General features: G+C 64.9%; 21 protein-coding genes. 6 read left to right on the forward strand and 15 right to left on the reverse strand.

What is annotated here, in order from left to right:
• The 4 genes from ACSQ25_RS22345 to ACSQ25_RS22360 all read right to left on the reverse strand — a co-directional run bounded on the left by ACSQ25_RS22345 (position 1) and on the right by ACSQ25_RS22360 (position 6,721).
• Positions 1-429, reverse strand: a complete 429-nt coding sequence (locus ACSQ25_RS22345; protein WP_436107838.1) for an HIT family protein — start codon at positions 427-429, stop codon at positions 1-3.
• Positions 426-4,436 (reverse strand): DUF3683 domain-containing protein, encoded by a 4,011-nt coding sequence (locus ACSQ25_RS22350; protein ID WP_436107839.1) that lies wholly within the window; start codon positions 4,434-4,436, stop codon positions 426-428. Before ACSQ25_RS22350 ends, ACSQ25_RS22345 begins: the two co-directional genes overlap by 4 nt.
• A 318-nt stretch (positions 4,437-4,754) precedes the next feature.
• The gene (locus ACSQ25_RS22355) at positions 4,755-5,591 is read right to left on the reverse strand and encodes a PEP-CTERM sorting domain-containing protein (protein WP_436107840.1); all 837 of its coding nucleotides are present in this window, start codon (positions 5,589-5,591) and stop codon (positions 4,755-4,757) included.
• 230 nt (positions 5,592-5,821) lie between these two features.
• Positions 5,822-6,721 (reverse strand): oxygenase MpaB family protein, encoded by a 900-nt coding sequence (locus tag ACSQ25_RS22360; RefSeq protein ID WP_436107841.1) that lies wholly within the window; start codon positions 6,719-6,721, stop codon positions 5,822-5,824.
• A 99-nt stretch (positions 6,722-6,820) separates the two neighbouring features.
• On the opposite strand from ACSQ25_RS22360, the gene ACSQ25_RS22365 reads away from it, so the two are divergent.
• A complete protein-coding gene (locus ACSQ25_RS22365; RefSeq protein ID WP_436107842.1) occupies positions 6,821-9,028 on the forward strand; it encodes a putative bifunctional diguanylate cyclase/phosphodiesterase in 2,208 nt (735 codons plus the stop codon).
• Here ACSQ25_RS22365 and ACSQ25_RS22370 read toward each other — a convergent pair.
• Genes ACSQ25_RS22370 through ACSQ25_RS22380 form a run of 3 tightly spaced genes read right to left on the reverse strand, consistent with a single transcriptional unit; the run spans position 8,991 to position 10,430 of the window.
• Complete coding sequence (locus ACSQ25_RS22370) at positions 8,991-9,323, reverse strand: hypothetical protein (RefSeq protein ID WP_436107843.1); 333 nt, start codon at positions 9,321-9,323, stop codon at positions 8,991-8,993. The genes ACSQ25_RS22365 and ACSQ25_RS22370 overlap by 38 nt on opposite strands.
• On the reverse strand, positions 9,320-9,913 hold the full coding sequence (locus tag ACSQ25_RS22375) for a transglutaminase-like domain-containing protein (RefSeq protein ID WP_436107844.1): 594 nt from the start codon (positions 9,911-9,913) through the stop codon (positions 9,320-9,322). The genes ACSQ25_RS22370 and ACSQ25_RS22375 overlap by 4 nt, the downstream gene beginning before the upstream one ends.
• A gap of 13 nt (positions 9,914-9,926) precedes the next feature.
• Positions 9,927-10,430, reverse strand: a complete 504-nt coding sequence (locus ACSQ25_RS22380) for a YqaA family protein (RefSeq protein ID WP_436107845.1) — start codon at positions 10,428-10,430, stop codon at positions 9,927-9,929.
• A 203-nt stretch (positions 10,431-10,633) separates the two neighbouring features.
• On the opposite strand from ACSQ25_RS22380, the gene ilvA reads away from it, so the two are divergent.
• From ilvA to rapZ, 5 genes are all read left to right on the forward strand, one after another.
• Positions 10,634-12,172: a threonine ammonia-lyase, biosynthetic gene (gene ilvA, locus ACSQ25_RS22385; RefSeq protein ID WP_436107846.1), complete on the forward strand. Its 1,539-nt coding sequence runs from the start codon at positions 10,634-10,636 to the stop codon at positions 12,170-12,172.
• A 55-nt stretch (positions 12,173-12,227) separates the two neighbouring features.
• Positions 12,228-13,061: an NADPH-dependent 7-cyano-7-deazaguanine reductase QueF gene (queF, locus tag ACSQ25_RS22390; protein WP_436107847.1), complete on the forward strand. Its 834-nt coding sequence runs from the start codon at positions 12,228-12,230 to the stop codon at positions 13,059-13,061.
• 339 nt (positions 13,062-13,400) lie between these two features.
• Positions 13,401-13,883 carry a PTS sugar transporter subunit IIA gene (locus tag ACSQ25_RS22395; protein ID WP_436107848.1) on the forward strand — a complete coding sequence of 161 codons (483 nt, stop codon included), beginning with the start codon at positions 13,401-13,403 and terminating at the stop codon, positions 13,881-13,883.
• A 42-nt stretch (positions 13,884-13,925) separates the two neighbouring features.
• On the forward strand, positions 13,926-14,861 hold the full coding sequence (gene hprK / locus ACSQ25_RS22400; RefSeq protein ID WP_436107849.1) for an HPr(Ser) kinase/phosphatase: 936 nt from the start codon (positions 13,926-13,928) through the stop codon (positions 14,859-14,861).
• Positions 14,862-14,896: 35 nt separating this feature from the next.
• Entirely contained in the window at positions 14,897-15,775 is an 879-nt protein-coding gene (rapZ, locus tag ACSQ25_RS22405) for an RNase adapter RapZ (protein WP_436107850.1), read from the forward strand.
• Positions 15,776-15,915: 140 nt separating this feature from the next.
• On the opposite strand, the gene ACSQ25_RS22410 is transcribed toward rapZ, so the two are convergent.
• The 8 genes from ACSQ25_RS22410 to ACSQ25_RS22445 form a co-directional block, all read right to left on the reverse strand.
• Positions 15,916-17,001 (reverse strand): enoyl-CoA hydratase/isomerase family protein, encoded by a 1,086-nt coding sequence (locus ACSQ25_RS22410; RefSeq protein ID WP_436107851.1) that lies wholly within the window; start codon positions 16,999-17,001, stop codon positions 15,916-15,918.
• Positions 17,002-17,140: 139 nt separating this feature from the next.
• On the reverse strand, positions 17,141-17,494 hold the full coding sequence (gene hpf, locus ACSQ25_RS22415; protein ID WP_159698125.1) for a ribosome hibernation-promoting factor, HPF/YfiA family: 354 nt from the start codon (positions 17,492-17,494) through the stop codon (positions 17,141-17,143).
• 58 nt (positions 17,495-17,552) lie between these two features.
• A complete protein-coding gene (locus ACSQ25_RS22420) occupies positions 17,553-19,025 on the reverse strand; it encodes an RNA polymerase factor sigma-54 (protein ID WP_436107852.1) in 1,473 nt (490 codons plus the stop codon).
• Positions 19,025-19,807 carry an LPS export ABC transporter ATP-binding protein gene (lptB, locus tag ACSQ25_RS22425; RefSeq protein WP_436107853.1) on the reverse strand — a complete coding sequence of 261 codons (783 nt, stop codon included), beginning with the start codon at positions 19,805-19,807 and terminating at the stop codon, positions 19,025-19,027. Before lptB ends, ACSQ25_RS22420 begins: the two co-directional genes overlap by 1 nt.
• A complete protein-coding gene (lptA, locus tag ACSQ25_RS22430; RefSeq protein ID WP_436107854.1) occupies positions 19,804-20,361 on the reverse strand; it encodes a lipopolysaccharide transport periplasmic protein LptA in 558 nt (185 codons plus the stop codon). Before lptA ends, lptB begins: the two co-directional genes overlap by 4 nt.
• A 31-nt stretch (positions 20,362-20,392) precedes the next feature.
• Complete coding sequence (gene lptC / locus ACSQ25_RS22435; protein ID WP_436107855.1) at positions 20,393-20,995, reverse strand: LPS export ABC transporter periplasmic protein LptC; 603 nt, start codon at positions 20,993-20,995, stop codon at positions 20,393-20,395.
• Positions 20,996-21,004: 9 nt separating this feature from the next.
• Positions 21,005-21,535 (reverse strand): KdsC family phosphatase, encoded by a 531-nt coding sequence (locus ACSQ25_RS22440; protein WP_436107856.1) that lies wholly within the window; start codon positions 21,533-21,535, stop codon positions 21,005-21,007.
• Complete coding sequence (locus tag ACSQ25_RS22445; RefSeq protein ID WP_436107857.1) at positions 21,535-22,557, reverse strand: KpsF/GutQ family sugar-phosphate isomerase; 1,023 nt, start codon at positions 22,555-22,557, stop codon at positions 21,535-21,537. The genes ACSQ25_RS22440 and ACSQ25_RS22445 overlap by 1 nt, the downstream gene beginning before the upstream one ends.
• Between the last annotated feature and the right edge of the window lie 55 nt (positions 22,558-22,612).

A 22,612-nucleotide genomic window follows, 5' to 3' on the forward strand; every position in this document is an offset into this window, starting at 1 on the left:
TTATTGCTTGAAGCGTTTTTCGATCGCGGCCGCGAGTCCAGGCAGCAGCGCACGGCGCGCAGCCAGGATCGCTTCATCCGTCTGGCGCGCAGCCTGCGTCCACACCGGCGCCGGGAAATGCGCATCGTCCGCATAACGCGGAATGATATGCCAGTGCAGGTGCGGCACCACGTTGCCGAGGCTGGCCACGTTGACCTTCAGCGGCTGCATCACCTCGCGCACCGCCAGCTCGACCTGGTAGACTGCCTCGTTCAGCTGCAGGCGGTCTTCACGCGACAGCTCGCTCATCTCGCGCACGTGCTCGCGCCAGATCACGCGGCAGAAGCCGGGATAGTTCGCGTCATCGACGATGATGACGCTGAACTTTTCGCCCTGCCATACCTCGGGCGCAGCCAGTTCGCACAGCTCGCATCCGGCCAGCTTGGTCATACCAGCACCCTTTCGATGCCGCCGTTGTTGGCGCGCGCGACGTAGTCGGGCATCCAGTTCTCGCCCAGCAAGTGACGCGCCATCTCGACCACGATGTAGTCGGCGGTGGTGCCGGAATCATGGTTGTAGCGCGACAGGCCCTGCAGGCAGGACGGGCAGCTGGTCAGGATCTTGACCTCGCCCTTGAAACCGTCGTCGCGCAGCTTGTCGGCGCCCTTCTCCATCTCGCCCTGCTTGCGCGAGCGCACCTGGGTCGCGATGTCCGGACGGCTGACGGCGAAGGTGCCCGACTCGCCGCAGCAGCGGTCGTTCTTCTCGATCTTGACGTTGTCGACGGTCGACACCAGCGCGTTCACGGTCTTGAGCGAGTCCTGCATCTTCATCGGCGTGTGGCAGGGGTCGTGGTACATGTAGCGGGTACCGGTGACGCCTTCCAGCTTCACGCCCTTCTCCATCAGGTATTCGTGGATGTCGATGAGGCGGCAGCCCGGGAAGATCTTGTCGAACTCGTAGTTCGCCAGCGAGTCGTAGCAGGTACCGCAGGACACCACGACCGTCTTGATGTCGAGGTAGTTCAGCGTGTTGGCCATGCGGTGGAACAGCACGCGGTTGTCCGTCACCATCTTGTCAGCCTTGTCGTACTGGCCGGCGCCGCGCTGGGGATAGCCGCAGCACAGGTAGCCCGGCGGCAGCACGGTCTGCACGCCCACTTCCCACAGCATCGCCTGGGTCGCCAGGCCCACCTGCGAGAACAGGCGCTCCGAACCGCAGCCCGGGAAGTAGAACACGGCTTCGGTGTCGGCGTTGGTCGCCTTCGGGTTGCGGATGATCGGGATGACCTTGTCGTCCTCGATGTCGAGCAGCGCGCGCGCGGTCTTCTTCGGCAGGTTGCCCGGCATTTTCTTGTTGATGAAGTGGATCACCTGCTCGCGCACCGGCGCCTTGCCGGTGGTCGGGGGCGGCGCTTCCACCTGCGGCTTGGCCAGGCCGCGCAGCATCTGGTTGCCCAGGCGCTGGGCCTTGTAACCCCAGTCGACCATCACCTTGCGGGTGGCGTTGATGGTGGTCGGATCGGTCGCGTTCAGGAAGAACATGGCGGCGCGGTTGGCCGGCTTGAAGCTGCGCTTGTCCATCTTGCGCAGCAGGTTACGCATGTTCATCGAGACGTCGCCGAAGTCGATGTTGACCGGGCACGGCGTCACGCACTTGTGGCACACGGTACAGTGGTCGGACACGTCCTCGAATTCTTCCCAGTGTCTGATCGAGACGCCGCGGCGGGTCTGCTCTTCATACAGGAAGGCTTCGATCAGGGCCGAGGTGGCGAGGATCTTGTCGCGCGGCGAGTACAGCAGGTTCGCCTGCGGCACGTGGGTGGTGCAGACCGGCTTGCACTTCCCGCAGCGCAGGCAGTCCTTGATGCTGTTGGCAATTTCGCCGATGTCGCTCTGCTGCATGATGAGCGACTCGTGGCCCATCAGGCCGAAGGACGGCGTGTAGGCGTTACGCAGGTCGGCATGCGCGCCGTCGAGGTTCAGCAGCTTGCCGCGGTTGAAGCGGCCTTCCGGGTCCACGCGCAGCTTGTAGTCGCGGAATTCCTGGATCTCGGAGTCGAGCAGGAATTCCAGCTTGGTGATGCCGATGCCGTGCTCGCCCGAGATCACGCCGTCCAGCGAGCGCGCCAGCGCCATGATGCGCTCGACGGCCTGGTGGGCGTCCTGCAGCATCGCGTAGTCGTCCGAGTTCACCGGCAGGTTGGTGTGCACGTTGCCGTCGCCGGCGTGCATGTGCAGGGCCACGAACACGCGCGAGCGCAGCACGCGCTTGTGGATGGCCGAGCACTCGTCGAGGATGCACTTGTAGGCCGCGCCGTTGAAGATCTGGCGCAGCGGCGCGCGCAGCTCCTGCTTCCAGGAGACGCGGATGCTGTGGTCCTGCACCACGTCGAACAGCAGCGCGTCCGGCTGCTTGCCGATGCGCTGGTCCAGCGTCGACGACAGGTGGTCGAGGCCCAGCTCGTCGAGCTTGCCGCGCACGTCGCCCAGTCGGGCGTCGAGGTTGGCCAGGATGAAGGCCCAGCGCGCCGTGACCTGTTCCACCAGCGCCACCGCCTGCTGCGGACGGTCGCCCAGGATCTCGTTGCGGTCGACGGTGTCGCCGGTGGCGTCGTCGCTCTTCTCGATCGGCAGGTGCTCGTTCGACAGGTACTGGTGCAGCTCGTCGGCCAGCTTCAGCTTGTTCTTGATCGACAGCTCGACGTTGATGCGCTCGATGCCGTCGGTGTACTCGCCCATGCGGTTCAGCGGGATCACCACGTCTTCGTTGATCTTGAAGGCGTTGGTGTGGCGCGCGATGGCCGCGGTACGGGCGCGATCGAGCCAGAATTTCTTGCGCGCTTCCGCGCTCACGGCGACAAAACCTTCGCCGACCCGGGTGTTCGCCAGGCGCACCACTTCCGAGGCGGCGATGGCGACGGCATTCTCGTCGTCGCCGACGATGTCGCCGAACAGCGCCATCTTCGGCAGCACGCCGCGCTTCGATTTGGTGGCATAGCCGACCGCGCGCAGGTAGCGCTCGTCCAGGTGCTCCAGGCCCGCCAGGCGCAGCGTGGCGAAGGCCGGGTCGCCGTTCTTCGGCAGGCTGTCGAGGTAGTCCTTGATCTCGACGATCGACGGGATCGCATCGCGCGCCTGGCCGAAGAACTCCAGCGCCACGGTGCGGGTGAACTTCGGCATCTTGTGCAGGATCCAGCGCGCCGAGGTGATCAGGCCGTCGGTGCCCTCTTTCTGGATGCCCGGCAGGCCGGCCAGGAATTTGTCGGTAACGTCCTTGCCCAGGCCTTCCTTGCGGAAGCGGCGGCCTTCGATGGCCAGGGTCTCGACCCGGAACGGCTCGCCCTTGGCGGCGCCGCGCGGGGTCGGATGGGTCCATTCAAGCTTGAAGGTGGCGACCGGTGCGTCGTGGATCTTCGACAGGTTGTGGTCCATGCGCGTGACTTCGAGCCAGTCGCCGTTCGGGTCGACCATGCGCCAGGAAGCCAGGTTGTCGAGCGCGGTGCCCCACAGGACGGCCTTCTTGCCGCCCGCGTTCATGGCGATGTTCCCGCCGATGCAGGAGGCGTGGGCCGAGGTCGGGTCGACCGCGAACACGAAGCCGGCCTTTTCGGCCGCCTGCGAGACGCGCTGGGTGACCACGCCGGCATAGGTGTGGATGGTCGCGTAGTCGCGGTCCACGCCCGGCAGGCGCTTCAATTCGACTTCGCCCAGACCGATCAGTTTTTCGGTGTTGATCACGGCCGACATCGGCGTGAGCGGAATCGCGCCGCCGGTGTAGCCGGTGCCGCCGCCGCGCGGGATGATGGTCAGGCCCAGTTCGATACAGCCCTTGACCAGGCCGGCCATCTCTTCCTCGCTGTCCGGCAGCAGGACCAGGAACGGGTATTCGACGCGCCAGTCGGTGGCGTCGGTGACGTGCGAGACGCGGTGCATGCCGTCGAAACGGATGTTGCGCTTGTCGGTGTAGGCGCCGAGCACGCGCTGGGCGCGCTTGCGCAGGTCGTAGGTTTCGCGGAACTCGCGCGCGAAATCGTCGACCGCCTTGCTTGCGGCGGCCAGCAGCTGTCCGACGGCGGCGCTGCGCGCGGCGGCTGCCTGTGCATCGCCCTCTTCGGCGACGTCCACGCTGGTACGGCGCTTGTCGACTTCGCCCAGGCGGTGATGCAGCGCGTCGATCAGTTTCTGGCGGCGCTTCGGGTTGTCGAGCAGGTCGTCCTGCAGGTAGGGATTACGGCGTACTACCCAGATATCGCCCAGCACCTCGTACAGCATGCGCGCCGAGCGGCCGGTCTGGCGCGCACCGCGCAGCTCGTCGAGCAGGCGCCACGAGGACTCCCCCAACAGGCGGATCACGATCTCGCGGTCGGAGAACGAGGTGTAGTTGTAGGGGATCTCGCGCAGGCGTGCAGGAGCATTGTCGGCGAGCAGGGTATGGATGTGTGCGGGCGCGTTCATGGAGTGCTTGACGTCGGTCGGACGAGTCCGAAGGACATTCATTCTAGCTTATTGCGGTGCACCACGCTGAGGAGCAGTCAAAAAGCTTGAAAGTCGATGCGCAAGGAAATGCCAACGAAGCGCTATCAGTTCAAATTTCGTTTGCAAAATGCGGTTCTCGACCGCCATTTCTTTGCACGCAGGCAAAAAATGGCTGATTGCATAAGCTTGAAGGCATCGATCATGCACACAGTCCGCAATGAAAAACACCTCGCAGGCTTGCGCCGTGCGAGGTGTTTCGAAGGCCCGCTACAGGCTTGTCACGCCTGCAGCTTGTGTTCAGGCGCGGGGCTTGCGGCGTACGCTTGCGATACCAGCCAGGGCGATGCCGAACAGCGCCAGCGACGCCGGTTCCGGCACATTACCAACTGGCGGCGTCACGGTCTCGGTGAAATTCACATCCAGGGTCGCACCGGTCAGGAACAGGTCGCCGGTCAGGTCGAAACTGAAGTTCAGTACCTTGTCCTGCAGAAGGCTGGCGAGCACCGAATTGCCGATCGTGAAGCCGCCGGTATAGTCGGTCGTCGTCGTCGTGGTCGCGGTTGCCTCGACGGTTTGATGAGGGACGTCCTTGCACGAACTACCCTGACTAAGTTCTTGCGGAGTGCAAACCGTGGTACTGCCGTTTTTCGCTTTTACGATCCCGGCTGCAACCGGATTTGTGTATGTGGGTACCGGCCCCGAAACCTGATCAGTTCCTTTCGCAGTCTGGCCACTGAAGAAGTTCACGTTATCAAACGTCAGCGTGATCGATTCTTTCTCACCTGTTTTGCTTGCGGCTACCTGATAGCTAGTCGTCGTAGTTGCAACCCTGGGGTCGCCCGCGATGGTGGTCGAGGTGCCAACGTACGTCTTGTTGCCGACCTCGGTCGTAAACGGATCGGTAGCATCGTCCAGGAAGGTGAACGAGAAAGTCAGGCTGTTGATGGTATAGGCGCTTGGCAGGCCCAGGAGGCCGTTCAGGTTGAAGCTGCCTTGATAGGCGCCGGCCGTCATCAGGGTGGTGGCTGCAGGCAGGCCGCTCGCGTTAACCTGGATCACGTCCGCCATGGCGTGGGAGGTGCCGCCGAGCAGGACTGCAACAATGGCTGCCTTGAGGGATTGACGAATGTTCATGGTGCTGTTCTTTCAGGAATAGTTGCAATTGACTAGGCTTTGTTAAATTCGTCGATTTTTCTACGGAAACTCACCAACAGTAAAAGTTCCGCAATCAAACCGTTACTCAATTAACGCAAATTCCATGCCAGAGAATTTATCCCTATGGAATCATAGGTTTAGAATTTGGAACAAATTGCAGTGTAAAAATTCTCGACAGATAACAGATATTGCCAAGAGAAAACAACGTGTCACTTAATTTTCTTCGCAGCACTATTGCAAGCGGCTTCGCCATGTGATGTCTGCTTCTGGGCCAGCCGCCGGGCGGCCTGCACGGGCGGCGTATCGCCCAGCGGCAGCAGCGCGGCGCCACGGGCCAGCGCACGCAGCAGCGCCGCTTCGCCGAACCGCAGGCCGTGGCGGCGCAACTGCGGCAGCGAACGCACCGGCTCGGGCGTGATGTCGACGGCGGCGCGCACCAGCAGGTGCTGGAGCCGGCGCAGCGGCGCCGGAAGCAGCGGCGCCGCTGCTACGATGCGCATGAATTCCGCCAGCGTGCCGGAGCCTTCCAGGCCGGGCGCGGTTGCGGCGAGCAGTTCTTCCCACGCCGCCCACGAGGACGGCGCACCGAGCGCGCCATACAGCCGCGCGGCGGGTCCGCCTTCGGCGAAGGCGGCATCCTTGTCGAGCGGCGACAGCGCGCGCACGTAGCGGTGATAGGCCTCGGTGAAGCCGAAGGTGGCGGTCGCATGCACCCAGTCGAGCAGACGCGGATCGTTGGCGCGGTAGATGCGGCCGTCGGGCGTGCTGCCCTGCACCCGGTCGTGCATTCGCACCACCTGGGCGATCAACTGTTCCGCATGCGAGCGCGGGCCGTAGACGGTCATCATGGCGGCGAAGCCGGTGCGGCGCAGGCGCAGCACCGGATCGCGCCGGAAACCGCCCTGCTCCCACACGCCCGCGCGTACCGAGGGCTCGGCCAGCTCGAGCAGCACCGCCGCCACCCCACCGATGAACAGCGAGACCGGGTTGGCGAACACCCGCCAGCACACGCCGTCCGCCGGGGCCAGCGCCGGCTCGCCGGGCGGCTGGCTGAAGTCGAAGGCCATGCCCGGCGGTGGACGCATCAGTTCCTGTAGCGCATCCAGCATCGGCGACCTCCTTAACGACATGCAATCAAGCTCGGGGTTTCATGATTCGTGACTAGAATGGGGCGATCCGGCGGCGACGCTGAATGGTTTCGGCTGAACATGACTTCTCATCATACGATCGAATCATCCCGTCTGAAAGCGCTGCAATCCTTCGAGATTCTCGACACGGATACCGAGCTGGTCTTCGATCGCCTGGTGCGCCTGGCGGCGACGCTGTGCAGCGCCCCCATGGCGGCGCTCGGTTTCGTGGACGCAGCCCGTGAATGGCGCAAGGCCGCCGTCGGACTGGTCGCCATGGAAGTGACGCGCCAGGACTCGCTCGGCGCCCGGGTCGTGGAAAACCGGACCGAGCTCGTGATTGCCGACCTGCAGGCCCTGCCGCGCGGCGAGACGCCCCAGGAATGGCATGCCTGGCGATCCTACGCCGGCGTGCCGCTGGTGAGCGCCGACGGTGCCGTCCTGGGCGCCCTGTCGGTCATGCACGATGCGCCCTTCACGCCCACGCCTGCCCAGCTGGAAGGCTTGCACACCCTGGCACAGGCAGCCATGGCGCAGCTCGAGCTGCGCCGCCGCATGCGCGCCGAGCCCGAGCCGCAGCGCGACCGGCTCCGCCACCTGGCCGACTCGATGCCTCACGTCGTCTGGTCGGCGACCCCGGACGGCATGATCGATTATGCGAACCGGGCGATCATCGACTATGCGGGCCTTCCCGATGTGACCAACATCGGCGAAGAATGGATCGGCCTGCTGCATCCCGACGACGTCGAGCGCACGCTGAGCGTCTGGGCGGAGTCGGTGCAGACCGGCGCGGTGTTCTCGGCCGAATACCGTTTGCGCCGCGCCGACGGCAGCTACCGCTGGCACCTGGCCAAGGGCATGCCGATCCGGGACGGGCAAGGAAAGATCAGCAAGTGGTACGGCACCACGACCGATATCCACGACATGAAGCTGGCCCATGAAGAGATCGGCAGGCTTGCCTTCTACGATCCGCTCACCGGCCTGCCGAACCGGCAGCTGCTCATGGACCGCCTCTCGCATGCCGTGACCCTGCATGCACGCCTCGGACGCGTCGGCGCGGTACTCCTGCTCGACCTGGACAATTTCAAGAACATCAATGACACGCTCGGCCACGACAATGGCGACCTGCTGCTCGACCTGGTCGCAAGGCGGCTGGTCGCCAGCATCGCCGAGCGCGATACGGTGGCCAGGCTCGGCGGCGACGAATTCGTCATCGTCCTGGAAGATATCGGCGTATGCAGGGAGGCTGCGGCGCGCCACGCCGCCGGCGTCGCACGGCGTATCCTGGATGCCCTGAACGGCTCCTACCAGCTGGACGGACACGAGCGCCAGGTCACGCCGAGCCTGGGTGTCGCCCTGTTCGGCCCCGGTACGGCCACGCTGTCCGAATTGCTCAAACGCGCCGACCTGGCGATGTACCAAGCCAAGGCGGCTGGACGGAATACCGTGTGTTTCTTCGATCCGAAGATCCAGGCGAATGCGCTGGCGCGCGCCGAACTCGAGGCCGAACTGCGCCAGGGCCTGCAACGCGGCGAACTCGTGCTCCACTACCAGCCCCAGCTGGACAGCGAAGGCCGCGTCACGGGCGTCGAGGCGCTGGTACGCTGGCAAAGCCCACAACGCGGCCTGGTCCCGCCCGGCAGCTTCATTCCCCTTGCGGAGGATACCGGCCTGATCCTGCCGATCGGACGCTGGGTGCTGGAAGAAGCCTGCGCGCAACTGGTCAGGCTGGCAGCCGATCCGGGGACGGCGGCCCTGTCGGTGTCGGTCAACGTCAGCGCGCTGCAGTTTCGCCAGCCGGATTTCGTCGCCGACGTGCTCAGCGTGCTGGCGGCTTCAGGGGCCGATCCCCACAAACTGAAAATCGAGCTGACCGAGTCGCTGCTGGTCGAGGACATCGACAGTGCGATCGGCAAGATCGAGCGGCTCAAGGAACACGGGGTCTGTTTCTCGCTGGACGATTTCGGCACCGGTTACTCGTCGCTCACCTACCTGAAACGGCTCCCGCTCGACCAGCTCAAGATCGACCAGTCCTTCGTGCATCACCTGCTGGACGATCACTACGACCTGGCCATCGTCAAGGCCATCATCGCGCTCGGACAGGCGGTGGGACTGTCCGTCATTGCCGAGGGCGTCGAGACGGGCGAGCAGCGCGACCTGCTGGTGTGCTGCGGCTGTACGTCCTTCCAGGGTTACCTGTACAGCAAGCCGCTGCCGGCTGCGCAGCTGCATGCCTTCCTGTCACAGCGCATCAGCGCGGCTGGGCGGCAGGCGGCGCCTCCTGGATGAGGCGGTCCAGCCGTTGGTTCGCTCCCGGCTGCATCTGCGCGGTGGTGGAACGCAGGCAGTCGATGACCTCGGCACGCACCGGCTGGCGGGCCACCACGTTGCAGGTCAGGGCAAGTTCGACGAGGAAGGCGCGTTCCTGCGCCGGCATGCCGGCGATATTGGGCCAGACGATGGCGAGCTGGTCCGTCGTGGACGCCGAATGCTTGCCCAGCATGTACTTGGCGCCGAAGACGCCGAAGATCGCCAGCAGGACGAGAAACAGGATCAGTGAGCGGATGCTTGGAGGCTTGTTCATGGCTTCGCATCATACTCGCCAGGGGCGAGATCTGGCAGACAGGCCAGCACCTCCTGGTAGCTGCCGCAGCGCTCCAGGACCTCGGTAACCACCGGCAAAGGCTCGGCGTGGATCCCGGGCAGGTCGCCCTCACCCGGCCCGTGCGCCGCGAAGGCCAGCGCCTCGCGCGGCGGATCGAAGCGTGCATCCACGCCGGCCTTGTTGCCGCGCGGGTCGAGCCGGTACCAGCCGACATCAGCCAGGTAGACCGCATTCAGTCCGTGCAGGCAATAGGGAGCGGTGCTGTCGCCGGTCGCCAGGCGCTGGTAGCACAAGCCTGCCGGGATGCCGTTAGCCCTGAGCAGGCCCGCCAGCAGGTGGCTCTTGGCGTAGCAGAAGCCTGTCCGGTGGCGCAACACATCCGATGCGCGGCAGGTGACCGGATTGCGCCGGTAATCCGCGCTGTGCGCGATCTCGTCGCGCACGAAGGCGAAGCAGGCGCGCACGATGTCGGCTTTCGAACCGGCGCCGGCCGCCAGGCGGTGCGCCGTAGCCAGTACCTCCGGATGGTCGAAGTCGATGATGCTGCTGGCGGAAAGATAGTCGTGCACGCGCAGGAAGGACTCAGCCGATCAGCCGCTCGAAGAAGGCGCCCACGCTCTTCCAGAACCCGTCCGGGATGTACAGCAGGATCGCCGTCATGCTCACGTAGCGCGCGAACTTCCCGATCGCCATGTACATCACGCTCGGCCAGAACGGCAGGTGCAGCCAGCCGGCCAGGGTGCACAGCGGGTCGCCCACGCCCGGTACCCAGGACAGCAGCATGGTCTTGGCGCCGTATTTCTTGAGCCAGCCGAACCAGCGGCTCTGGCGCTCCTTGGCGAAGGCGATCTTGGCGCGGTAGCCGACGAAGTAATCGACCGCTCCGCCCAGGGTATTGCCCAGGGTGCCCACGAAGACGGCCGGCCAGAACATGGCCGGGTTGGCCTTCACCACGGCGAACACGGCCGGTTCCGAGCCGAGCGGCAGCAATGTTGCCGAGATAAAGCTGATGACGAAGATAGAGGTCAGCCCGACGGTCGGCGCGGCAAGGACGTTCAGCAGCCAGAGAACGGCGTTTTCGATCATCGGGAAGAAGGGCCTCGAGCATTTGCGATAGGTGTCCATTATAATGAGGATCACTTAACGTAACGACACGATACGCCGCGCCTGATATCCAGACCCTGTTATCGTCACTACACGCCCCGGTCACCCTCCGAGCAAAACAGTGTGCGTCGTCCGGACCCGCCGGCCCATCCCCGCCGGCATTGCATCACTCCCGATTGCCGACCATGACTACCGACTACCTCAAGAGAATCCTGACCGCCCGCGTCTACGACGTCGCTCAAGAAACCCCGCTCGAGTACGCGCCGACCCTGTCCGGCCGCATGGGCAACCGCATTTACTTCAAGCGCGAAGACATGCAGAGCGTGTTCAGCTTCAAGCTGCGCGGCGCCTACAACAAGATGGCCAACCTGACGTCGGAGCAGATCAAGCGCGGCGTGATCTGCGCCTCGGCCGGCAACCACGCGCAAGGCGTGGCCCTGTCGGCGGCGCGCCTCGGCTGCCGTGCCCTGATCGTGATGCCGACCACGACGCCCCAGGTGAAGATCGATGCGGTCAAGGCGCGCGGCGGTGCCAGCGTGGAGGTGGTCCTGCACGGCGATTCCTATACCGACGCCTACAACCACGCGCTGCTGCTGGAGAAGGAACAGCGCCTGACCTTCGTCCACCCCTTCGACGACCCGGACGTCATCGCCGGCCAGGGCACCATCGGCATGGAGATCCTGCGCCAGCACTCGGGCCCGATCCACGCGATCTTCGTGGCGATCGGCGGCGGCGGCCTGGTCGCGGGCGTGGGCGCCTACGTCAAGGCGGTGCGGCCGGACATCAAGGTGATCGGCGTGCAGACCATCGATTCGGACGCGATGGCCAAGAGCCTGAAGGCCGGCCAGCGTGTAACGCTCACCGACGTCGGCCTGTTCTCGGACGGCACCGCGGTGCGTCTGGTGGGCGAAGAGACCTTCCGCGTGGCGCAGCAGGTGGTGGACGAGATCATCATCGTCGACACCGACGCGATCTGCGCCGCGATCCAGGACGTGTTCCAGGACACCCGCAGCATCCTCGAGCCGGCCGGCGCGCTGGCCGTGGCGGGCGCCAAGGCGTATATCGAACGCTCGCAAATGGCGCGCAACCCGGTCAAGGGCGAGACCCTGGTGGCGGTGGCCTGCGGCGCCAACATGAACTTCGACCGCCTGCGCTTCGTCGCCGAACGCGCGGAGCTGGGCGAATCGCGCGAGGCCGTGTTCGCGGTGACCATCCCCGAGCAGCGCGGCAGCTTCCGGCGCTTCTGCGCGCTGGTCGGCCCACGCAACGTCACCGAGTTCAACTACCGCATCAGCGACGCGCGCGAAGCGCACATCTTCGTCGGCGTGCAGGTGGGCAGCCGCAGCGAATCCGGCCTGCTGGCGCGTACCTTCGAGGAGCACGATTTCCGCACCCTCGACCTGACCCACGACGAGATGGCCAAGCTGCACATCCGCCACCTGGTGGGCGGAAAAAGCGCGCTGGCGCAGGACGAATTGCTGTATCGTTTCGAATTCCCCGAGCGGCCCGGTGCGCTGATGCGCTTCCTGGACAGCATGGCGCCGAACTGGAACATCTCGCTGTTCCACTACCGCAACCAGGGCGGCGACGTGGGCCGCATCCTGGTCGGCCTGCAGGTGCCGGCGGCGGAGATGGACGAGTTCCGCCAGTTCCTGGCCACGCTGGGCTACCGGTACTGGGACGAGAGTGCCAATCCGGTCTACAAACTGTTTTTGGGGACATGATCCCCCTACGCGATCCGGCGCTGCACACAATGCAGGCCGGATCCGCAATCGATGAATGATGAATACTCCTGACCAATCGCCTCTTGGCAAATCCTCCGCGTACCAGAGCCAGTACGCCCCCGAGCTCCTGTTCCCGATCCCGCGCCTGCAAAAGCGCGAAGAGATCGGCCTGGGCAGCGGCACCCTGCCCTTCTTCGGCGTCGACATCTGGAACGCCTACGAGCTGTCCTGGCTGAACATGCGCGGCAAGCCGCAGGTGGCGATCGCCACCATCACGGCGCCCGCCGATTCGCCCAACATCGTCGAATCGAAGTCATTCAAGCTCTATTTGAACTCCTTCAACCAGACCCGCGTGGCCGGCGTCGATGCACTGGGCGAGCTGCTGCGCCAGGATTTATCAAGCGCCTTCGGCGCCCCGGTCCACGTGAGCATCACTACCCCGGATGCCTTCGGCAGCCTGAAGATGGGCGAGCTCGAGGGTACCCTGCTCGACCGCCTCGACGTCGAGATCGACCAGTACGTCCCGTCGCCGGCGCTGCTGTCGGCCAGTCACGCGGAAGGCCCGGTCGAAGAGACCCTGGTGTCGCACCTGCTGAAATCGAACTGCCTGGTCACCGGCCAGCCGGACTGGGGCACCGTGCAGATCCGCTACGTCGGCCCGCAGATCGACCAGGAAGGCCTGCTCAAGTACCTGATCGGCTTCCGCGAGCACAACGAATTCCATGAGCAATGCGTCGAGCGCATCTTCATGGACGTGCTGCGCCAGTGCAAGCCGACCAAGCTCGCGGTCTATGCGCGCTATACCCGCCGCGGCGGCCTCGACATCAACCCCTGGCGCGCGAATTTCAGCACTGGCAAGCCGGGCAACCTGCGCACCGCGCGTCAATAACAGGCCGCAAGGGCGGCTGTGCGTTTTCAGCCACACCGGAACACATCTTTTCGTGCCAAAATGGCACGAAACCGGCTGCTTAAAATAAGGGCAACATACGTCTAAAAGATGGCGACAGGGCCGCGTTGCGCCCGTTTTGCGGTGCTTTCCGGACGTTTTCGCTTAGGAAATTGCGTTTTGTTGCGAGGCAGATTTCATAACAAAACCCTAGGCTTTTGCCGAGTCGTCCCCATCTTGTCGACTGTATGCCCGTACAGATGCGAAATCGAATGTCACTGCTCTGAAACAGGCCTATAATTCCGCCTCGCAAGCAGCTACCCTGTGCATCGCACACTAGTCATGACGAACCTTAGCAAAATCCTCTCGCTCGAGAACGTGCAGCTGGACCTGGAAGTTTCCAGCAAAAAGCGCGCATTCGAGCAGGCCGGCCTGATCTTCGAAAACAATTGCGGCATCGCCCGCTCGACCGTGTCGGACAACCTGTTCGCGCGCGAGCGTCTCGGCTCCACCGGCCTCGGCCATGGTGTCGCCGTGCCGCACGGACGGGTCAAGGGCTCCAAGAGCCTGAAGTCGCCGCTGGCCGCCTTCGTGCGCCTGAAGGAGCCGATTCCTTTCGAGTCGCCGGACGGCCAGCCGGTCAACCTGCTGTTCTTCCTCCTGATTCCGGACCACGTGACCCAGCAGCACCTCGAGATCCTGTCGGAAATCGCCGAGCTGTTCTCGGACGAAGCCGTGCGCAATGCGCTGGCCACCGACCCGGATCCGAAATCGGTCTACGAGCGCATCATCAACTGGCAACCCAGCCTGCAGGCTTTGGGCTAAACTGTCTACGCGGCAATTCGCCGCGACCTTGATGACATGCCCATGCTGCAAACTCCGCTGACCATCCAACGGCTGTACGACGACAACCGCGACAGCCTCCAGCTCGGCTGGTTCGCCGGTTTCCCCGGCGGCGAGCGGCAGATCGCGGGCGACGCGGCCTCGGCCGCCGACCAGGTCGGCCACCTGAACCTGATCCACCCGGGCCGCATCCAGGTCTTCGGTCACCAGGAACTGAATTACTACCACCGCCTGAAATCCAGCTCGCGCACCCACGTGATCGGCGAGCTGATCGGCGGCGGCCCGCCGGCCCTGATCATCGCGCAGGGCCTCGAAACCCCGCCCGACATCCTCGCCATCTGCGACGAGCAGAACATCCCCCTGTTCTCGACCCCGCTGCCGGCGGCGCAGGTGATCGACTTCCTGCGCGTCTACCTGTCCAAGAAGCTGGCGCAGCGCGTGATCATGCACGGCGTGTTCATGGACGTGCTGGGCGTGGGCGTCCTGATCACGGGCGACTCGGGCCTCGGCAAGAGCGAGCTGGGCCTGGAACTGATCTCGCGTTCGCACGGCCTGGTGGCCGACGACGCGGTGGAGTTCTCGCGCATTGCGCCGAACATGATCGAGGGCCGCTGCCCACCGCTGCTGCAGAACCTGCTGGAAGTGCGCGGCCTGGGCCTGCTGGACATCAAGGCGATCTTCGGCGAGACCGCGGTGCGCCGCAAGATGCGCCTGAAGCTGATCGTCCACCTGGTCAAGCGCGGCGCGCTCGACGAGGAAGTCGAGCGCCTGCCCTTCCACTTCCCGACCGAAGACGTGCTCGGCCTGCCGGTGCGCAAGGTGGTGATCCCGGTGGCGGCCGGCCGCAACATCGCGGTGCTGCTGGAGGCCGCGGTACGCAACACCATCCTGCAGCTGCGCGGCATCGACACGCTGCAGGAGTTCATGGAGCGGCAGCGCCAGGCCATGAGCGGCGACTGACCCGGCCAACTACCCGTTTGGGGTATCATTGCCACATGCACATCGTCCTCATTACCGGTATTTCCGGCTCGGGCAAGTCGGTTGCCCTTAACGTCCTGGAAGACGCAGGCTATTACTGCGTCGACAACCTGCCGCCGGCCCTGCTGCCGGCCCTGGTCTACGCGGTCAGTGAAAAAGGCACGGAAAAGATCGCCGTCGCGGTCGATGCGCGCAGCGCCGAATCGCTGGTGGAGCTGCCGGTGAGCGTGCGCCACCTGAAGGAAGAAGGCCACAAGGTCAAGGTGATGTTCCTGACGTCCAGCACCCATTCGCTGGTCGCGCGTTTTTCCGAAACCCGGCGCAGCCACCCGCTGTCGCACGAACTGCGCCCGGGCGAAAACCCGGCTTCGCGCCGCACCCTGATCGAATGCATCGCCGAGGAACGCGAGCGCCTGTCGGCGATCGAGAACCTGGGTCACGTGATCGACACCTCGGAACTCTCGGCCAACAAGCTGCGCGCCTGGGTGAAGGAACTGACCGACATCGAACAGGCGCCGCTGACCTTGTTCTTCGAATCCTTCGCCTTCAAGGTGGGCGTGCCGCTGGATGCCGACTTCGTGTTCGACGTGCGCGCGATTCCCAACCCCTACTACGACCTGGCGTTGCGTCCCCTCACCGGCAAGGATGCGCCCGTGATCGCCTTCCTCGACGCGCAGCAGAGCGCCCTGGACATGCTGGAAGACATCCGCGCTTTCGTGGAAAAGTGGCTGCCCTCGTTCAAGACGGACAACCGTTCCTATCTCACCGTGGCGGTGGGGTGTACCGGCGGGCAGCACCGCTCGGTGTACATGGCGGAAAGGCTGGGGGCTTACTTCGGGAAGAGCGAGCGGGTGATCGTTCGGCATCGGGAGCAGCCCAAGCACGCTACGGTGTAATTAGCACCACCAGCTTTCAAACCGTCGTTCCGGCGAAGGCCGGAACCCAAGTTCGTTGCGTGCCTTTATCGTCCAGCGTAGCCGCTGCGCACGCAAACTTGGATCCCGGCCTGCGCCGGGATGACGGATCGAGCGTTAGCTTAGGAAAGATGCCGCAGCGGGTGCGCGTATTCAGGCCACACCGGCTCGAAGAACCTTGCCACCATCTCCGGCGTCACCTCGTCCAGCGTCGCCGGATTCCATTTCGGCTGGTTGTCCTTGTCGATCACCAGCGCCCGCACACCCTCCAGCACTTCACCGTGCTCGAAGTTGCGGCGCACCAGGTTGCGTTCCATGCGCAGGCAGTCCGCCACGTCCAGCGCGGCCCCGCGCAGCAGCAGTTCGCGCGTCACGCACATCATCAAGGGCGAGCGCTGGCGCATCGCCTTCAAGGCCTTCTGCGCGAACGGGTTCTCGTCGCGCGCCAGCGATGCCATGATCGCGCCCACCGTGGCGGCGCCGAAATGCGCGTCGATGACGGCGCGCTGGGCCTGCAGCTCGCTCGCACCCGCTTGCGCGGCAAACTGTGACGCGAAGCTGCGGATCGACGCCGGCAGCTGCGCGCCCGGGGTCGACTCCACCAGCGCCATCAGGCCGGCCAGCTCGGCGCCCGGCACGAACACGTCCGCCAGCCCCACGTAGAGCGCGTCGGCCGCGCCGATCGTCAGGCCAGTCAGGCCCAGGTACTGGCCCAGCTGGCCCGGCGCGTGCGACAGGAAGTGGCTGCCGCCGACGTCCGGGAACAGGCCGATGTTCACCTCGGGCATGGCCATCTTGGTGCGCTCGGTCACGATGCGCAGGCCGCAGTCCGGGCCGCCCTGGGCGATGCCCATGCCGCCGCCCATCACCACGCCGTCCATCACGGCAATGTAGGGTTTCGGGTAGAAATGGATCAGGTGGTTGAGCGCGTATTCTTCGGTGAAGAAATCTTCCAGCAGGGCGCTGCCGCCAGTCGGGCCGACCTGGCCCATCTCGTGGAAGAAGCGGATGTCGCCGCCGGCGCACAAGGCCTTCTCGCTGCTGCTGGTGATGACCACCGCCTCGATGCCCGCATCATCCTTCCACTGCAGCAAAATGGCGGTCAGGGCGCGCACCATGTCGAGCGAGAGGGAGTTCAGGGCTTTCGGCCGGTCGAGCGTGATGACGCCGGTGCGGTTGGCGACGCGGGTCAGGACGGTATCGGTCATGATGGTGTGCTGTGGTCGAAAAGACATGCATTCTACAGAACACCTGCGTAAAACTGGAAGCGTCGAAAAGTAACAAGCGCAGTAAACGCAAAAAGGGCGTCCCCTCAGACGCCCTTGCTGGTGTGCGGTCGCCCGTTATTTACGCGGCGGCGGCTTCTCCGTTGTCCGGAAGGCGCTTGTGCGCCACGTGGTTATGGTCTTGAAGCATGGATTTGTGTTTCAGAACCTGCCTGTCCAGCCTGTCCATCAGCGTGTCGATCGCTGCGTACAGATCCTGCGCCGCGCTTGCCACATGCAAAATCTTGCCCGATACCTGAAGGTTAATCTCGGCCTTTTGCCGCTTTTCTTTTTCGGTGAGGTTATCGATGGCAAGGAACACGTGGGTGTCGATCACGTGATCAAAATGGCGGGTGATGCGCTCGAGCTTATTCTGAACGTATTCACGGATGGCGGGGGTGACTTCGAGATGGTGGCCGCTGATTGTGAGGTTCATACACACTCCTTAGGGAAGGTGCCCTGCCCGCGCCACAAGGTGAGAGTGGGCAGTAGCTTTACAGGGATTTGCGGAGGCTGACGGGCGGAATCTTGAGCGCTTCACGGTACTTGGCAACCGTCCTGCGCGCGATGACCATACCTTGTTCCCCGAGCATCTCCGCGATCTTGCTGTCGGATAATGGGTTCCTAGGGTCTTCTGCTCCTGTCAATTGCGCAATGAGTGCGCGGATCGCCGTCGAGGAGGCTTCTCCCCCCGCTTCGGTGGCGACGTGGCTTCCGAAGAAGTACTTCAGCTCGAACATGCCGTGCGGGGTCAGCATGTATTTCTGCGTGGTTACACGTGAGATCGTGCTCTCGTGTAGGCCTAGTGTATCAGCTATCTCACGCAAAACAAGAGGGCGCATGGCAACCGCGCCGTGGCTGAAAAAGTTGCGCTGGCGCTCGACAATTGCCTCGGCGACACGCAGGATCGTGTCGAAACGCTGGCGCATATTCTTGATCAGCCACTTGGCTTCCTGCAGCTGTGCGCCCATCTGGCTTTCGCTCTTTCCCTGCTTGAGCAGGTTGGCGTACAGGGAGTTCACGCGCAGCTTCGGCATCACGTCCGGATTCAGCGACACCGCCCAGCCGCTCTTGGCGCGCCGCACGATCACGTCCGGCACCACGTAGTCGGACACGCCCGCGCCGAAGGCCGCGCCGGGGTGCGGATTGCACTGGCGGACCACGGCCTGCACTTCGCGCAGGTCTTCGTCGTCGCAGTCGAGCGCCTTCTTCAGCTTGGTGTACTCGCGCTGGGCGAACCAGGTCAAATACCCCTCGACGATCTTCAGGGCCAGGCGCCGCGTTACCATGGGCACGCCCGGCATACGGCGGATCTGCAGCGCCAGGCACTCGGCCGCGCTGCGCGCGCCGACGCCGACCGGATCGAGGCTCTGCACCAGCGCCAGCGCGCAGCGCAGCTCGTCCATCTCGATCTCGAGTTCTTCCGGCAGGCGCGCATGGATCTCGTCGAGCGGCTCTTCCAGGTAGCCGTTGTCGTCGAGCGCGTCGATCACCAGCTCGGCCAATGCGCGGTCGCGCTGGGTGCAAGCGCACATGCGGATCTGTTCGGCCAGGTGTTCGCGCAAGCTGATGCTCCCGGCTTCCAGCTGCGGGCGGCCATCCTCGTCGTCGCCGCTGCGGGCGCCGCCGCCCTCGCCGCCCCAGTCGCTGTCGGCCTCGCCGCGCTCGCCCTCGCTGCCGCCCTCATCGAAGCCCTCGCCTTCCGCCTTGGCGCCTTCTTCGGCCGCCGGCTGCGGCGCCGGCGCTTCGCCACTCGCCGGCGCGCTGTTGATGGCGCCGTCGGCCAGCAGGCGCACCGAGCGGTCGAGCGGATCGTCGAGCCGCTCGAGCAAGGGGTTGTCGTGCAGGATCTGCTCGATCTCCTGGTGCAGTTCGAGCGTGGACAGCTGCAGCAGCCGGATCGACTGCTGCAGCTGCGGCGTGAGCGCCAGGTGCTGCGAGGTGCGGAGCTGCAGGGATTGTTTCATTACATCCTGAAGTGTTCGCCGAGGTAGACGCGCCGCACGTTTTCGTTGGCGATGATGTCGTCAGGCCGGCCCGAGGCCAGCACCGCGCCCTGGTTGATGATGTAGGCGCGGTCGCAGATGCCGAGCGTCTCGCGCACATTGTGGTCGGTGATCAGGACGCCGATGTTGCGCTCTTTCAGAAAGCGCACGATGCGCTGGATCTCGATCACCGCGATCGGGTCGACCCCGGCGAATGGCTCGTCCAGCAGCACGAAGCGCGGATTGGTCGCCAGCGCGCGCGCGATCTCGACGCGGCGCCGTTCGCCGCCCGACAGCGACAGCGCCGGGTTCTCGCGCAGCTTCTCGATCTGCAGCTCGGCCAGCAGGGTGTCGAGGCGCTCGTTGATCTGGTCCTTGCTGAGCGGCTTGCCGTCCATGCGCTGCAGTTCCAGCACGGCGCGGATGTTGTCTTCCACCGTCAGCTTGCGGAACACCGAGGCTTCCTGCGGCAGGTAGGACAGGCCCAGCACCGCGCGCCGGTGGATCGGCAGGCTCGAGATGTCGGTGCCGTTGATGTCGATGGTGCCGGCGTCCGAGGGCACCAGGCCGACGATCATGTAGAAGGAGGTGGTCTTGCCGGCGCCGTTGGGGCCGAGCAGGCCGACCACTTCGCCGCACTCCACCTGCAGCGACACGTCGCGCACCACCAGGCGCTTGCCGTAGCTCTTCTGCAGGCCCTTGACGATCAGGGTGCTGCAGCCCTCGCCCGCCGAGGTCATCGCCGCCGTCATGGATGCCGTCATTGCTTGGCACCTTCTGCCGGCGCCGTGGTGCGGCGCGGCGCGATGATCAGGGTGCCGCGGCCGCCGCCCACCTTGCTGGCGCCGCTGGCGTCGTTGCGCACCTGCGCGACTTCGCGGCGGTTGTCGTAGGAGATGAAGGGGCCCTTGATCTCGTTGGTCATGCGGCCGCTCTCCAGCTCGCGCACTTCGGCGGCGGTGAACAGCTTCACCAGTTCGGCGCGCTCGTCGTATTCGATGCGCTGGGCCTGGCCCTCGACCCACAGGTCGGGACCGCCGTCGCGCTTCTGGCGGAAGGTGGCGGTCTTGCCGTTGTTCGCGGTAAGGGTCACGCTCATGTAGCCTTCCGGCGTTTCCTTGACCAGGGCGCGGTCGGATTTCAGCACCAGCGTGCCGCGCGTGAGCACGACGTTGCCGGTCAGGATGCGGGTCTGGGTGACCTCGTCCACGTCGAGCGAATCGAAGTTGATCACGGCCTGCTTGAGCGAATCGGCGCGCTCCGCCGAGGCGCCGAAGGCGGCCAGGGTGAGGCAGGCGGCTGCGATGAGTTTTTTCATGTTGCTTGTCCTGGGTTGCACGCGGCGCCGCTTATTCGCGGCGCTGGCGTGGCGGATAGATGATCTGGCCGCGGCTGGCCAGGTGCAGCTTCTGGGTCGCGTTGTTGGCGACCATGCCGGTGCCGGTCACGGTCGCGGCGCCGAGCTGCATCTCGATCGGCTTGTCGGTCTTGAGGATTTCCTCGTCGGGCAGCACGGTCAGCGCCTGGGTCCGCACGCGCAGCGCTTCGCTGGTCGGCGTGCCCGGACGCCGGATATCGACGTTGCCGAGCAGTTCGACGCGGTGTTCCTCGTGGTGGATGCGGGCGCGCTGGGCGACGATGTCGGTGCGCGGACGGCCCGGCGTCATGCCCTGCATGGCCGGCTGCTCGACCACGGAGACGTCGCCCTCCGGCGTATGCGCCAGGCGCTTGCCCGTCACCACGTAGCTCGGCTTGCCCTCTTCCGTCATGCGCACGAAGGAGAAATTCTCGACGATGTAGTCGGGCTCGCTCAGCGGACCGCCGAGGCGGCCGTCAGGGTCCTCGCTCTCCATCAGCTGCACCAGCCAGAAGCTGCCGAAGGCGCAGAAGACCGCGATCATCATGACCGTCAGGAGCTTCCAGCGGTGGGCGGTGCGCTTGTAGTTGACCATGCTGGGTCGTTATGCAAAGTACGGCGCGAGCGCCTGTTCATAAGTGCCCTGCGCACGCATGACGAGGTCGCAGACCTCGCGCACGGCGCCGCGGCCGCCCGCATTTTTCGTGACGTAGTGGGCGCGGTGCTGCACTTCCGGATGGCCCGAGGGCACGGTGACGGCGAAGCCGACACGGGTGAACAGCGGCAGGTCGATCACGTCGTCGCCGATGTAGCCGCACTCCTCGGGAGTGACTCCGGTTGCCGCCAGAAGTTCAGTGAAGCCGACGCGCTTGTCGTGGATGCCCTGGTAGACGTGGGAAATGCCCAGGTCGGCTGCGCGCTTGACCACGATCGGCGACTTGCGCGCGCTGATGATGGCGGTCTTGACGCCGGTCTTGTTCAGCAGCTGGATGCCGAGGCCGTCGAGCACGTTGAAGGTCTTGGTGACCTCGCCGTCCGGGCCATAGGTCAGGCTGCCGTCGGTGAGCACGCCGTCGACGTCGAAGATCATCACTTTCACGCGCGCCGCGCGCTGCATGTATTCCAACGGAGTCATCAAATCACCTTGGCGCGAGTCAGGTCGTGGATGTGGAGCGCGCCGACCAGGCGGTCATCTTGATCGACGACCAGCATCTGGTTGATGCGGAACTCTTCCATGACGGCGACGGCATCGACCGCCAGCTGTTCCGGATAGATGCGGCGCGGGTTCGCGTGCATCACGTCGCGGATCGTGATGTTCGAGAAGTCCTGCACGCGCTCGATCAGGCGGCGCAGGTCGCCGTCGGTGAACACGCCGACCGGGCGGCGTTCAGCGTCGACGACGGCTGTCATGCCCATGCCCTTCTGGCTGATTTCCAGCAGGGCGCGGGCCAGCGGGGTGTCGGGCGACACCGCGGGAATCGCGTCGCCGCTGCGCATCACGTCGCGCACGTGGGTCAGCAGGCGGCGGCCCAGGGCCCCGCCCGGGTGCGACATCGCGAAGTCTTCCTCGCGGAAGCCGCGCGCATCCAGCAGCGCCACGGCCAGGGCATCGCCCATCGCCAGGGTGACGGTGGTGCTGGTGGTCGGCGCCAGGTTCAGGGTGCAGGCTTCCTTGGCCACCGAGATGTCGAGGTGGATTTCGGACAGCTTGGCCAGGCGCGAATGCGGCTTGCCGGTCATCGAGATGACGTGCGTGCCCATGCGCCTGATGGCCGGCAGGATTTCCAGCAGCTCGGACGATTCGCCGGAATTCGAAATGGCGATGAAGACGTCGTGCGAGGTCACCATGCCGAGGTCGCCGTGGGCGGCTTCGCCCGGGTGCACGAACATGGCCGGGGTGCCGGTCGAGGCCAAGGTGGCGGCGATCTTGCGGGCGATGTGGCCGGATTTACCCATGCCCGAGACCACCACGCGGCCGCTGCAGCCGTACAGCAGCTGGACGGCGCGCACGAAATTGTCGTCGTCGCCGAGGCGCGCGTGCAGGGCGCGAATGGCGTCGGCTTCGATGGCCAGGGTCTCGCGGCCCAGCTCCAGCACACGGCGGGCCTGGTCCGCGTCAAAACTTTTCAGCATTATTTTTTCATGGGTTACACTCATGTTGGCAGTATAAACGAATTGGGTAAGCAAAAAACTTGCCAGTCGTAACAAACCA

The sequence above is a fragment of the Massilia sp. LjRoot122 genome (assembly GCF_964252725.1).
GTDB lineage: Bacteria > Pseudomonadota > Gammaproteobacteria > Burkholderiales > Burkholderiaceae_D > Telluria.